The organism is Pseudomonas sp. KH_021, from assembly GCF_057838865.1.
This window is the reverse complement of sequence record NZ_CM174477.1, coordinates 2,411,212-2,424,544: the sequence shown is the minus strand read 5'-3', so window position 1 is coordinate 2,424,544 and position 13,333 is coordinate 2,411,212. Positions and strand designations below refer to the sequence as shown.

Genomic DNA, 13,333 nt, shown 5'->3' with positions numbered 1-13,333 from the left:
GCCCACACATCATCCCGCCCGCGCCAAGCAAGCGGGGCTTGAAAAGAAAATTAAGGATGCACACGTCACATTCCGTCAGCGAAAAGCTGAAGGCAATCAAGCCTGCTACCGAAGCAATAGATAAAGACCTATTTATATCAATGGCTTAATTTTTTCGACGGGTAAAAAGACCGCTCGCATCCACCAGCACCCGTGGAAGACGCAAGGGTAAGAAGATAAAGCCAGTGCGTTCTTGAGCGATAGACGAGGGCAAGTCGACTGCTCAGCCAGCGTCATCAGGCCGTCTGCGAGTCATCACTGCTCTCAACGAAATCGTTGCCTAGTTCGGCGGCGAGTATTTTTCGAATGATAAACTCAAACGCCAAACGCTCTGCCGGATTCAAGGGCTCCAAGGTTCTATCCAGAATTTTATCCATGACCGGCAGCATCGCTTCAATATAGCTTTTTCCGCTGTCCGTAAGACCGGCAATCATCTTCCTTTTGTCATCGACATCTTTGACCAAGGTGATGAGCCCTTGTGTTTTAAGCCTGTCCACGACGCCGCGTGTCGTGGCCAAGTCCATCGATGCCAAGATACCCAATTCACTTAATGAGAGTGGCCCCTCTTCGAGCAAAATGGAAAGTGTCGACGTTTGTACGGATGTGATTTTGGGGTCTATGCACATCGCACTCCACACCGCCTGGTTGCGCTGATGAAGCCTACGAATTAACGTCCCTACGCGCGGAGAATGCATACGCGGTGTTTCTCCCTGTCGATGCCATAATAAAAGATCAAAGTCTATAATGCTCGGATTGAATTAGCAACACGCCCCTCGCGCAGACCTTATCGCTTATTCAACCCTATGCTATTATCCCCTGCGCCGGTCGCTCACGACGCTAGTGCCACAACCTTCTCATTAATAGTTAACAGCAGTGAGTTTCAGCATGAAGCAAAAGAGGCCTCACCCCTATGACTTGAACGACCAAGTCGGCTTCAAACTACGCCTGGTTTACCAACGCAGCTGCGCTATTTTCGCCGCCGCCATTCCTGATATCACGCCCACACAATGGGCGGTACTCGCCAAGCTTCATGAAATGAACGTCTGCTCTCAAAATCAACTGGGCCGAGTAACAGGGATGGATACCTCCACCATCAAAGGCGTCGTCAATCGACTGTCCAGTCGCCAACTCATCGAGGTCACACCCGACAAAGAAGACAAGCGACGCCTATTGATTGGCCTAAGCGAGGAAGGCAAAAAGTTGTATGCCACTCATAGCGGCGCCGCTTATTTGGTGGGCGAGCATACGATGTCACCTTTGACCGCCGAACAACAACGCACGTTTATTTCGTTGCTGGATATTCTCAATGGCGCACAACCCGCCACTGAAACCTGAAGCCCCCGGACTCGACTTCAATACTGAGCCCGGCCCCGCCGATGCTAATTAGCCAACGAGCCTATCGGCGCGACAACATCCCCCTGGATTACAACAGGCTTGTCATCCAGATAGACATCACAGTGGCGTAGCGGAATATCGAGATGGCAAGGCGTCTTGCGCTTGCCCCCGACTTCAGTGTTGGGGCCGGTCGAGAACAAGAAGTTGCCGTAGAACGCTCGAGCATCCATGCACATACCATCATTTTTGTCATGCAGCCCCATGGCGGTCCACTGGGCGCGCGGCTGCAATCCCCAGCCTATGTGGGAAATCCCATACACCTCAGGGTCTTTGAAGTAAGCCATGTATTCGCGCAGGTACTGCGCCTCGAAACCGCCATGGATACCCGTGATGAAACCCTTCTCGATTTCCAGGGTAATGCGTTCGCGACAGTAATTTTTGAAGGGCAGCACGATGTCCCCGACATCCAACACCAGCACCCCCTCCGCGCTGTCTTCATTGGGCCAGGTAAACAGAAAGCCACTCGGCCAATGGTCCCATCGCCCAGGCATATCAGCAAAACCATACTCGGTAACCGAAGGGTATTGACCCAGGGGCGCCCGGAAATCGCTACCCGCCTTTGAGCGCACGCTCATCACGCTGGCCGCCTTCAGCATTTCTTCAGCCGCCAGCACCCGCGCCTTATCCGCCTCACTCGGCAGCATGCGCGCCAGCACTTCTGGTGGCTCAACGGCCAGCAGAATTCGCGTGCCCGTTTTAAGGATCTGCTCCTGCTCCGGGGAGTGAAGCAGCATCATGGTGTCAACAATCAGGTCTGCCGCTTCCAGCGCCCGCTGGGCTGCCAGGTTACCGGTCAAGGCCGTGTCGCCGCAGTAGGCGGTCATGTCGTTGCCCATCGCCACCGACGCATTGAACGACGGCAACTCTACCGCATACACCTTCGCCCCCAGCCGCTGCGCTGCCTCGGTAGCGGCCCGCACGGTTCGCGGGTTGGAATAGTGACTCTTCAGGACGGCGACGCTCTGGGTGGCATCAACCCTCGACAGCTTCAATACATGCTCGAACATCTGCACCAACTCACCATCACTGACTGCCATTTTTCCTCTCCTCTGAACAAGCCACCCGACACCACTGGCGGGCTGCATAAGCGCAAAATTACAGTGTACACATCTATATTTTGCAAATATGTATCACTTTTATCCATTGTGCAAGAGAAGCAAAAAGCAATAAAAGAACGCACGCTACGTATTTTTCGGTGACGCTGCTGCTACCACAGCACGGAGCCTGATCAACGCGTTACCAATCTAATCACTTGTACACACTCAATTGTTACCCGCCCACACAGCCAGGGAAGAAAAGCGCATATTTTTTTGTGCGCATACACCCATTACAGAAAAAATAGAAGGCCTGAAAATATCGATTTATGGATCTAAAGCCCATAAATCCGGCGTTTTTCTGAAAATCAAAAGGTCGGCATCAGTATTGCTTGTATACGCACAATACGGCTTAATCCGTAACACCTCATCGCTGATCACCAAGAGCGGCCGATGAGGGCCTAGGTAAATGCATCGCTACCCGCAGAGGCCTGATGAAAATGGACAAAACAATGACAAAATACGTTCTCAATACTTGGTACCCCTTGACGTGGTCCAGTAATGTCAGCCGAGCGCTGGTTTCATACACCCTGATCGAACAACGCCTGGTCGCCTATCGCAGAACCGATGGCGGCGTTACCGTGCTTGAAGATGCGTGCCCTCACCGCTTGTTGCCACTGTCGGCGGGCAAGCTTCGGGGCGACGATGTGGAATGTGGCTACCACGGTTTGACGTTCGACTGTTCTGGCAAATGCGTGCGGGTTCCAGGCCAGGACAATATTCCCGCCAGCGCCGTGGTGAGGTCATTCCCCACCCACGAAAACATGGGCATGGTGTGGGTATGGATGGGTGATCCTTCCCTGGCAGACACGTCCAAAGTCTTTGACCTTGAGCAATATCATTCACCTGAGTGGAGTGCAGTCCAGGGCGATGGGTTGCTGATCAAAGCAGACTACCTGAACCTTGCAGACAATCTTTGCGACCCGGCTCACGTGAATTTTGTACACCTGAGCACCTTGGGTAACGCCTCGGGTGAAAACATCCCGGTTCATTACGAAGAGATGCAGGACAAGGTGCTCACCTGGCGCTGGATCATCGATGCCCCTGCGATTCCGGTATTCGCGAAATACGGAAACTTCAAAGGCAACGTCGACCGCTGGCATTACTACCATTATTACGCGCCGAGCATCGCTGTCATCGACTTTGGTAGCGCAGAGACAGGCACTGGCGCCCCTGAAGGAAATCTCGACGGCTGCATTCGAATCTTTGCGTGTCACTTCATCCGGCCGGTGGATGCACACACCTCAATCGATTACTGGCTGCACGTTAAAAATTTCCAGGCCACCGACGAAGTCAACAAACAACTCTCTGATGACTTCCGCGTCGCGTTTGCAGAAGACAAGGCGATTCTTGAAGCCATTGATGATGCCGAACAGCATTATCCAGGCCGCCGCCCTGTGCGAATCGCCATCGACGCAGCCCCCCAGCGGATGCGCCGCATGGTTGACCGCATGATTCAGGCGGAGGCCGTTACCCATGAATAATGACAAGGCATTTTTCCTCGGATGCAACGGGCGCGGTGTTCAGCAATCGTCCATCGACCACCCCGTCAGGCAGGAAGAACTGTCGATTCGCGAGCAGTTTCGACTGGTCAAGCAAGCCGGTGTATTCGATTACTTCGACCGCCTTCCCTTGCGCTCTAACCTTCAGGAATACCTGGCGTCGATCGACGAGTTTCAATTCCCGGTATTGACCGCCAGTTGGTTTTATAAGCTGGGCGATGCGGCCGATGACGCACGATTGCTCGATAACTTGAAAATCTGCAGCGAAGTGGGCGCGAAGGTCCACAACATCATGACCTTCACTCATGACAATGAGGGGCTGACGCTCACCGACGAGCAGATCATCGACCACTACCTTCGCGCCTACGAATTCGGAGATCGCGTCGGCGTCGAGCCAAGCTTCGAACTGCACGTCAATATGTGGACGGAAGACTTTCGACGTATTGAACCCATCGCCCGGCAGCTCAAGGAAAAAGACGTCCCTTTCAACTTCACACTCGACTACAGCCACGTCATTTTCAAAATGAACAACCCACACGAGTTGGACATATCGGGTGTCAGGCGTGAAGTCGAAAATTTTGAAATGACGCTCGATCCTTTTGAAAAAGGCAGCTTGTGCGAACGCTGGCTTGATCTGAACATTGTGAAATGGACGCAGTTACGCGTCGTGGCCCCCAACCAACCCAAAAACCTGTGGTATCGAACCGAGACGGATGAATTTGCCCGCGGCATTCAATACCCCATCACCCGCCCCAGGCCTGGCGAGTGGCACTCTGACTGGAATGCCTTTTTGACAGAACCGTCGAAAGAGGCGATTCGCAAAGCATTGCAGTATCACATTACCCACCCTGAAAGCCCGCTTGAGTACATCACGACGGAGATGATCAACCTCCCTGACTATGGCGCCGCGGCCAAATACGATCTTTTTCAACAAAATGTCGAGGCGGCCAAGTTTATCCGCCGTGCCTGGCAAGAAACTCAAGCGCTGCACAATGCCGGGCTACTGTAGGAGCTGGGCTTGCCGGAATGCCGGACCACCGCGATGAACGCACCGCGGTGCATCAGACAAACCGCGGCGCATTCATCGCGGCTAAAGGCTAGGCGCCCCCGTCGCTCCTACAGGCCCGCACAGCAGGAAGTACGACAGGAACATAAGTTCCAGTGGATCAATCAACAACGGCGACTATGAACATGAATAAAATTTCGCATACCGTCATTATTGGTGCCGGGCACGCGGGTGGTGCGGCTGTCCATCAACTCAGGCAACTGGGTTATGAGGGTCAGATTACGTTGATTGGCGATGAGGGTTGTACTCCCTATCAACGCCCCCCTCTCTCCAAAGCCTGGTTGAAAGGTACTGTAGAGGCCGAAGACCTGGCCCTGAGGCCAGACGCCTATTACACAGAGAGCTCGGTTACCTGTCATCTTGAAGACAGCGCACGCACAATAGATCGACAACAGAAAGTGGTTTTACTCGAGAGCGGGCGTGCCATTGAATATGACTTCCTGATCATTGCCACCGGCGCGAAGGCCCGCACGCTGAACACAGAGTATCGCAACGGGGTGGCCTATCTTCGCACCTTGAAAGATGCCATTTCATTGAAGACCCTGCTTGAACGCGAAAGCCCTCGCGTCGCCATTTTGGGCGCCGGTTTCATTGGCCTTGAAGTCGCCGCCACCGCCCGTCAATTTGGCGCAGAGGTCACCGTTATCGAGCGCGGGCCGCGGGTACTCAACCGCGTCGCCTCCCAGGCCATATCAGACGTTATCACCCACGCGCATCAAACCGCTGGCGTGCGCCTGCTGTTTGAAACCAGCGTTAAACAATTTGAGTACTACAACGAACATATCTGCGCCGTGGTGTTGGACGATGGAACCCGCGTTCCATGCGACCTGCTGCTGATCGGGATTGGCGCTGTTCCTAATGACGACATCGCTCGTGAGGCTGGGCTTAAGTGTGATGACGGCATCATCGTGGACATGAACGCGTCAACCTCGGATCCCGCCGTGTTCGCCATTGGTGATGTGACCCGAACCCAACGGCCAGACGGCCATGTCATGCCTCGCCTTGAAAGTGTGCCGAACGCGCTGGAGCAAGCTAAAAAAGTTGCCGCCGCCATCACCCAATCGCCAAGGCCCAAGGACGAAGCCCCCTGGTTTTGGTCCGATCAATACGAACTCAAACTGCAAATGGTCGGGATTCGATCGAGCCAATCCAGGACGGTTGTTCGAAAAGCCCAAGAGGGGTATGGCATTTCGGTATTCCATATAAGGGACGGCCAGCTTGAAGCCGCGGAAACCATTAACAGTGCCAAAGACTTCCTTATTTCCAAACGGGCCATTTTAACGGGTCAACTCGTCGACCTAGAGATGCTCAGTAATGAGCAACGCCCTACCGCCGATGCCTTTAGCGCCTGATTCAAGTGAGACCCGACCATGACGAATATTACCTTTGTAGCCTTCAATGGGGCCGAGCAGACCGTTGACGTAAAAGATGGCGTGACACTGATGAAAGCCGCCATCAATCACAACATACAAGGCATTGTCGCCGAGTGCGGTGGCGCCTGTGCCTGCGCCACCTGCCATATCTATGTCGATCACTCATGGGTGGACAAACTTCCCCCCATGGGCGCTGTAGAGAAAGACATGCTTGATTTCGCATCCGACGTGCAAATCAACTCTCGCCTGTCTTGCCAGATCACAGTAGATCCACACCTGGAGGGGTTGGTGGTGAAAACGCCTGAGTCCCAGTACGCATAAACCCGCCACCCTATAAAATTCTGGCATATCAGTTAGACCACCTGCGCGTCTTACAGCGCAGGCCCCACCGCGTTACCTTGAATCCAATGCCGGGCAGCCCCTGCCCGGCGCACCACAAGAATAAGATTCGAGGATAAGCGCATGTCTGAATCCCTATCGGAGCACACCGAGCACACCTGCCCCCCGCCCAACCGGGTCAAGGCCATCCTGGGCGCCTGCTCGGGTAACCTGGTGGAATGGTATGACTTCTTCATCTACGCCTATACGGCGATCTATTTCGCTGCCTCTTTCTTCCCCAAAGGGGATACCACCTCGCAATTGCTGGCCACTGCCGGGGTTTTCGCCGTGGGCTTTTTCATGCGCCCGCTCGGTGGCTGGATCTTTGGCTGGGTGGCCGATACCCGTGGGCGCAAGGTCTCGATGATCATCTCGGTGTTCATGATGTGCGCAGGCTCACTGATGATTGCGGTGATGCCGACCTATGACAGCATTGGCATGTTCGCACCGGCCCTGCTGGTGGTTGCGCGCCTGATACAGGGGCTGTCGGTCGGTGCGGAATATGGCACCGGGGCCACCTACATCAGCGAAATCGCGACGCCGGGCAAGCGTTGTTTCTATGGCTCGTTCCAATACTTCACTATCATTGCCGGCCAGCTGTTGGCCTTGATGACCGTGGTGATCCTGCAGCAGACACTGAGCGACGAAGCACTGCGTGAATGGGGCTGGCGTATCCCGTTCTTCATTGGTGCCGTCAGCGCCATCGTGGTGGTTTATCTGCGCCGCTCGATGCATGAGACCGCGTCCACGAAAGAGATGCATCGCAAGGATGCCGGCTCCCTGCGCGGCATGTTCAAGCACAAACGCGCCGTGGCGCTGGTGCTCGCCTTCACCATCGGTGGCTCCCTGTATTTCTATACCTTCACCACCTACATGCAGAAGTTCCTGGTGATCAGCGCAGGCTTGAGCCCGGAAACGGTCAGTTTCATCATGACCGCGGCCCTGATCGGCTTCATGCTCCTGCAACCGCTGCTGGGGCTACTGGCCGATCGCATCGGGATCAAGGCGCACATGATGATGTTCTCAGGCGCTGCCATGCTGTTGGTGATCCCCCTGCTGCTGGCCTTGCAGTCGGTCAGCAGTCCGTTCATGGCCTTTCTACTGGTGTTCGGCGGCCTGGCGATCGCCTCGCTCTACACACCCATCGCCGGCATCGTCAAAGCCGAGTTGTTCCCGCCTGCCGTACGCGCACTGGGCGTGGGCTTCCCGTATGCGGTGGGTAACGCAGCCTTTGGTGGCACGGCCGAATATGTGGCGCTGTCGTTTCGTTCCTCCGGCATGGAGACTCACTTTTTCTTCTACGTCGCAGCGGTGGTCAGCATCACGTTCATAGCCGCCCTGTTGATGCCAAACCTGAGCCGTCATGGCTATATCAGTGGCGATGGCGAGATCGAGCAGAACACAGGCTTCAAAGCCGGCGCAAAACGCCACATCGCCCACGTCTGATTCACCGCCGGTTCGGTCCTGTAGGAGCAGACCTTGGTCGCGATGGCCTCACCGCGGTCCATCTGGCATAGCGGTGATGCCATCGCGAGCAAGCTTGGCTCCCACAAGATCAAAAGCTCACTGCTCGATATCGGGGTGAACGGAAATCGGCGTGGGAGTAAAGCTTGCTCACGATAGCTTCACCGCGCTCTGCCAGATGCACCGTGGCGTCTGCATCGCGACCAAGGTCTGCTCCTACAGTGATGGCAAGTAAACCGCGGGCACGCTTTTCAGAGCATATGCCCCGCCCAGATCTTGCGCTCCACCAGGTCGGCCGCAATCTCGACAAAGGTATCGCCCACATACTTGGCCGCTTGGCTGACCCGCCGATTGGCGGCAAACACCAACACCAGCTTGCGCATCGGCACCGGGTCGATCAACGGCGCAGCACACAGGCTTCCGTCCTGCAGCTGCGCGTAGATCGACGCCTGCGGTAACACGGTCAACCCAAAGCCATTGCGCACCAGGTCGATCATCGCCCCGAATGAATCAGCTTCCACGCGGGTTTGCAGCTTGATATCCACCTGGCGAGCACACTCATCCAGTATGGCCCGCAGGCCATGGCGGGCGCTGGGTATCACCAGTTCGTGGTCCGCCAGGCTTGCGAAGCGTACGGGCTGCTCCAGGCTCAACCCTGTGGACGGCGGCCCGACCAACACCAGGTTTTCCATCATCACCGGCACGATGCGCAGGGTGTGCAAGGGCTGTGGGTCATAGGAAATCGCCAGCTCCAGTTCGCCGCGCTGCACCCAATCGAGCAAATAGCCGCTGTAGGCCGAGGAGAATCGGATCGAAAGGTCCGGTTGCGACTCGCGCAGACGCGTCACCAACGGCACCGTGATGATCTGCGCCACCGTCGGCGTAGTCCCGATCACCACCGTGCCTCTAAATGATGCGCGCCCACCGGCGGTGGAGCTTCGGATCGACTCCAGTTCTTCCATGATCCGGGTGGCGTGAGCCAGCACTTCTCGGCCAGCATCGGTGATCACCATGCCGCGCCCATGGCGCTCGAACAGGTAGGTGCCCAATTCCTTTTCCAGCATGCGGATCTGCCGGCTGAGCGCTGGCTGGGCGATGTGCAGGCGATCGGACGCTTTGCTGAGGCTGCCAAGCTCTGCAACGTGAATCAGGGTGTTGAGTTGAACGACGTCCATAGGCCAACCAGTCAAGTTTTCAACGGGCTGCACAGCTGCAGCCATCGAAAAGTTTATACACATTTTTTCAATAGGTCGTGCCCAACCTCCCCACAAGCTATGCCGGATGGGCATATCACAAAGAGAAAAACGGTAGTCGTCGTGCCACTGATCTCACTCCAGAATGGATCAAACACAAAAAGCAGCAGTGCTTGGGAGACGGGCATGTCAACGCTAGAAGCTGAACACACCAACGGGCAGGATTGGCAAGAGGACGTGTTCCGCGTGCTCAAGGCCCACGACGTCAAACACGTGGTTTTCGTGCCGGATGCCGGCCACAGCGCGGCCATCCGCCTGGCTTATGAAGACCCCGATATCAAGGCCGTCGTGCTGACCACTGAAGAAGAAGGCATTGGTTACTTGGCCGGGGCCTGGCTCGGTGGCGAACGCGGTGCCCTGCTGATGCAGTCCAGCGGCGTCGGTAACTGCATTAACACCCTCGCCCTGCAGGTCTGTGCCGGCTTCCCACTGCTGATGGTGGTGACCATGCGCGGTGACTGGGCCGAATTCAACGCCTGGCAGAACCCCATGGGCCAGGCCACCGAGCAGTCGCTGAAGCTGATGAACGTCATGACCTGGCGGGCCGACGTCCCCCAGGATGTCGCCCCCCTGCTGCATGGCGCCGCAACCATGGCGTTCAACGGTGATTCATCCTGTGCCCTGCTGCTCGGCCAACGCCTGATTGGAGAAAAGAAATGGATCAAGTAAGTGCCAACCACACCCTGTGCCGTCGCGAAGTGGTCAAGGCGCTGCTGGCTGATCGCAAGGACTTGCTGGTGGTCACCGGCCTGGGCTCTGCCTCCTACGACGTCATGGCGGCCGGCGATCACGACCAGAACTACTACCTGTGGGCTGCCATGGGCAGTGCGATCACCGTCGGCCTGGGCCTGGCCAACGCCCAGCCCGACAAATCGGTGGTGGTGGTGACCGGCGATGGCGAACTGCTGATGGGCTTTGGTGCCCTGGCCACCGTCGCGCTGCAACAGCCCGCCAACCTCACCATCGCTGTGCTCGACAACGGCCATTTTGGTGAAACCGGCATGCAGGTCAGCCACGCAGGCTTCGGCATCCAGCTTGATCAGGTGGCCAAGACCTGTGGCTTCAGCTGGACCCGCGAAATTCGCGATATGGAAGGCGTGCATGATCTGCGTGAGCGTATCCCCAGTCGCGACGGCGTAAAACTGGCCACCCTCAAGATCAAGGCCGAAAACCCGCCCCGCGTACTTCCACCCCGGGACGGCCACTACATCAAGAATCGCTTCCGCGCCGCCCTGTCGCTACCCGCCCTGTAGGAGCCAGGCTTGCCTGCGATGAACGCGCCGCGGTCTGTCTGTATCACCGCGGTGCGTTCATCGCGGGTAAACCCGGCTCCTACAAGGGGCAAATTGGAGAGAACAATAATGACTGAAGCACTCAATGCCATCCGCGAAGGCGTGCGCGCCCTGTGCGCCGAATTCGATGCCGCCTACTGGCGCAAGATCGACGAAGAAAAAGGCTTTCCTGAAGCCTTCGTCAAGGCCATGACCGAAGCCGGCTGGCTATCGGCAATGATCCCCGAAGAATACGGCGGCTCGGGCCTGGGCCTGGCCGAAGCTTCGGTGATTCTCGAAGAAGTGAACCGCTGCGGCGGCAACTCCGGGACCATCCACGGCCAGATGTACAACATGTTCACGCTGCTGCGTAACGGCAGCGAGGCGCAAAAAAGCTATTACCTGCCCAAACTGGCCAGCGGCGAACTGCGCCTGCAGTCGATGGCCGTCACCGAGCCCACCACCGGCACCGACACCACCAAGATCAAGACCACCGCCGTGCGCAAGGGCGACAAGTACGTGATCAACGGCCAGAAGGTGTGGATCTCGAGGGTCCAGCATTCGGACCTGATGATCCTGCTGGCTCGCACCACCCCACTGGCCGAAGTGAAGAAAAAGTCCGAGGGCATGTCGATTTTCCTGGTCGACCTGCGCGAGGCCATCGGCAACGGCCTGACCGTGCAGCCGATCGCCAACATGGTCAACCACGAGACCAACGAGCTGTTCTTCGACAACCTGGAAATTCCAGCAGACAGCCTGATCGGCGAGGAAGGCAAGGGTTTTCGCTACATCCTCGATGGCCTGAATGCCGAGCGTACGCTGATCGCCGCTGAGTGCATCGGTGACGGTCGCTGGTTTATCGAAAAGTCCGCGCAGTATGCCCGTGATCGCGTGGTGTTCGGCCGGCCCATCGGGCAAAACCAGGGCGTGCAGTTCCCCATCGCCGAGGCGCACATCGAGATCGAGGCGGCTGACCTGATGCGCTGGCAGGCCTGCGCGCAATACGACAACGGCCAAAACGCCGGTGCGGCCGCGAACATGGCCAAGTACCTGGCGGCCAAGGCGTCCTGGGAAGCGGCCAACGCTTGCCTGCAAACCCACGGTGGGTTCGGCTTTGCCACCGAGTACGACGTAGAGCGCAAGTTCCGCGAGACCCGCCTGTATCAGGTCGCGCCGATCTCCACCAACCTGATCCTGTCGTATGTGGCCGAGCATTTGCTGGAGCTGCCGCGCTCGTTTTGAACCGCCTGGTGCCATCAACGGAGATAACCGCATGAGTCAGATCCAAGGGACACGACCACTGGACGGCATCACCGTCGTCAGCCTCGAACATGCCATCGCGGCGCCCTTCTGTACCCGCCAACTCGCCGACCTCGGCGCACGAGTCATCAAGGTGGAACGCCCAGGGGCTGGCGACTTTGCCCGTGGTTACGATCAGCGTGTCGATGGCCTGGCCTCGCATTTCGTCTGGGCCAATCGCTCGAAAGAAAGCCTGACCCTGGATGTCAAGCAGGAGGCTGCCAGCGACATACTCGAACGCTTGCTGGAAACCGCCGACGTGCTGGTCCAGAACCTCGCACCGGGTGCGGCGGCTCGCCTGGGGCTTGGCTTTGAGTCCTTGAGCCAGCGGTTTCCACGGCTGATTGTCTGCGACATTTCCGGCTACGGCGTCGGTGGCCCCTATGAGAAACGCAAAGCCTACGACCTGCTGATCCAGAGCGAAGCGGGCTTCCTTTCGGTTACCGGTGGCCCTGGCGAGCATGAAATGGCCAAGGCCGGATGCTCCATTGCTGACATCGCGGCCGGCATGTATGCCTACACCGGCATTCTCAGCGCCTTGCTGCTGCGCGAAAAGACCGGGGTCGGCAGCCACCTCGATGTGTCGATGCTCGAAAGCCTGGTCGAATGGATGAACTACCCGATGTACTACGCCTATGAAGGGGCACCACCGCCGCCACGGGCCGGGGCCGCTCATGCCACGATCTACCCTTACGGCCCCTTCCCCGTAGGCGATGGCAGCACCGTGATGTTGGGGCTGCAGAACGAACGCGAATGGCAGATGTTCTGCGAGCACGTGCTGCAACAACCGGAACTGGCGAGCGATGAACGCTTCAACGCCAACTTCAAGCGCGTCGAGAGCCGCGATGTGCTGCGCGAGTTGATCGTCACGGCGTTCGCACTCCTCGACTTCGACGCGGTGATCGCACGCCTGGACCAGGCGCAGATCGCCAATGCCCGGGTCAACGACATGCAGGGTGTGTGGGACCACCCCCAACTCAATGCACGAGACCGCTGGCGCGAAGTGGGCACCAGCGCAGGCCAAATCCCCAGCCTGCTACCCCCTGCTTCCAACAGCGCTTTTGCCCCACGCATGGACCCTGTGCCAGGTCTTGGCGAGCACACCGAGCAAATCCTGTCGGGACTTGGCTTGCCCCCGGAATGCATCGCGAGCCTACGCGCCGACGGTGCCATTTGAATAACGATGACTGGAGCAATAG

The 13,333-nt window shown here is 57.3% G+C and carries 13 protein-coding genes; 10 read left to right on the top strand and 3 right to left on the bottom strand.

What is annotated here, in order from left to right:
* Positions 1 to 275: 275 nt before the first annotated feature.
* Positions 276 to 734 carry a MarR family winged helix-turn-helix transcriptional regulator gene (locus AC3IX4_RS11375; protein ID WP_489260619.1) on the bottom strand — a complete coding sequence of 153 codons (459 nt, stop codon included), beginning with the start codon at positions 732 to 734 and terminating at the stop codon, positions 276 to 278.
* Between the two features lie 220 nt (positions 735 to 954).
* Here AC3IX4_RS11375 and AC3IX4_RS11370 point away from each other — a divergent pair, with 220 nt between their 5' ends.
* Positions 955 to 1,374 (top strand): MarR family winged helix-turn-helix transcriptional regulator, encoded by a 420-nt coding sequence (locus AC3IX4_RS11370; RefSeq protein WP_489260618.1) that lies wholly within the window; start codon positions 955 to 957, stop codon positions 1,372 to 1,374.
* Between the two features lie 44 nt (positions 1,375 to 1,418).
* Here the strand turns inward: AC3IX4_RS11370 and AC3IX4_RS11365 are convergent, their stop codons facing one another.
* A complete protein-coding gene (locus tag AC3IX4_RS11365; protein ID WP_489260617.1) occupies positions 1,419 to 2,471 on the bottom strand; it encodes a 2,5-dihydroxypyridine 5,6-dioxygenase in 1,053 nt (350 codons plus the stop codon).
* A 509-nt stretch (positions 2,472 to 2,980) separates the two neighbouring features.
* Between AC3IX4_RS11365 and AC3IX4_RS11360 the strand changes: the two genes are divergently transcribed.
* The 5 genes from AC3IX4_RS11360 to AC3IX4_RS11340 all read left to right on the top strand — a co-directional run bounded on the left by AC3IX4_RS11360 (position 2,981) and on the right by AC3IX4_RS11340 (position 8,293).
* Positions 2,981 to 4,012 (top strand): aromatic ring-hydroxylating dioxygenase subunit alpha, encoded by a 1,032-nt coding sequence (locus AC3IX4_RS11360; protein WP_489260616.1) that lies wholly within the window; start codon positions 2,981 to 2,983, stop codon positions 4,010 to 4,012.
* Complete coding sequence (locus AC3IX4_RS11355; RefSeq protein ID WP_489260615.1) at positions 4,005 to 5,039, top strand: hypothetical protein; 1,035 nt, start codon at positions 4,005 to 4,007, stop codon at positions 5,037 to 5,039. The genes AC3IX4_RS11360 and AC3IX4_RS11355 overlap by 8 nt, the downstream gene beginning before the upstream one ends.
* Before the next feature lie 182 nt (positions 5,040 to 5,221).
* Positions 5,222 to 6,448 (top strand): NAD(P)/FAD-dependent oxidoreductase, encoded by a 1,227-nt coding sequence (locus AC3IX4_RS11350; RefSeq protein WP_489260614.1) that lies wholly within the window; start codon positions 5,222 to 5,224, stop codon positions 6,446 to 6,448.
* An 18-nt stretch (positions 6,449 to 6,466) separates the two neighbouring features.
* Positions 6,467 to 6,790: a 2Fe-2S iron-sulfur cluster-binding protein gene (locus AC3IX4_RS11345; RefSeq protein ID WP_489260613.1), complete on the top strand. Its 324-nt coding sequence runs from the start codon at positions 6,467 to 6,469 to the stop codon at positions 6,788 to 6,790.
* A gap of 141 nt (positions 6,791 to 6,931) precedes the next feature.
* Positions 6,932 to 8,293: an MFS family transporter gene (locus AC3IX4_RS11340; RefSeq protein ID WP_489260612.1), complete on the top strand. Its 1,362-nt coding sequence runs from the start codon at positions 6,932 to 6,934 to the stop codon at positions 8,291 to 8,293.
* A 269-nt stretch (positions 8,294 to 8,562) separates the two neighbouring features.
* Here the strand turns inward: AC3IX4_RS11340 and AC3IX4_RS11335 are convergent, their stop codons facing one another.
* On the bottom strand, positions 8,563 to 9,486 hold the full coding sequence (locus tag AC3IX4_RS11335) for a LysR family transcriptional regulator (protein ID WP_489260611.1): 924 nt from the start codon (positions 9,484 to 9,486) through the stop codon (positions 8,563 to 8,565).
* 204 nt (positions 9,487 to 9,690) lie between these two features.
* On the opposite strand from AC3IX4_RS11335, the gene AC3IX4_RS11330 reads away from it, so the two are divergent.
* From AC3IX4_RS11330 to AC3IX4_RS11315, 4 genes are all read left to right on the top strand, one after another.
* Positions 9,691 to 10,233 (top strand): thiamine pyrophosphate-binding protein, encoded by a 543-nt coding sequence (locus AC3IX4_RS11330; protein WP_489260610.1) that lies wholly within the window; start codon positions 9,691 to 9,693, stop codon positions 10,231 to 10,233.
* Positions 10,221 to 10,817, top strand: a complete 597-nt coding sequence (locus AC3IX4_RS11325; RefSeq protein WP_489260609.1) for a thiamine pyrophosphate-dependent enzyme — start codon at positions 10,221 to 10,223, stop codon at positions 10,815 to 10,817. Before AC3IX4_RS11330 ends, AC3IX4_RS11325 begins: the two co-directional genes overlap by 13 nt.
* Positions 10,818 to 10,925: 108 nt before the next feature.
* Positions 10,926 to 12,077: an acyl-CoA dehydrogenase family protein gene (locus tag AC3IX4_RS11320; protein WP_489260608.1), complete on the top strand. Its 1,152-nt coding sequence runs from the start codon at positions 10,926 to 10,928 to the stop codon at positions 12,075 to 12,077.
* 31 nt (positions 12,078 to 12,108) lie between these two features.
* Positions 12,109 to 13,311: a CaiB/BaiF CoA transferase family protein gene (locus AC3IX4_RS11315; protein ID WP_489260607.1), complete on the top strand. Its 1,203-nt coding sequence runs from the start codon at positions 12,109 to 12,111 to the stop codon at positions 13,309 to 13,311.
* Positions 13,312 to 13,333: the final 22 nt, after the last annotated feature.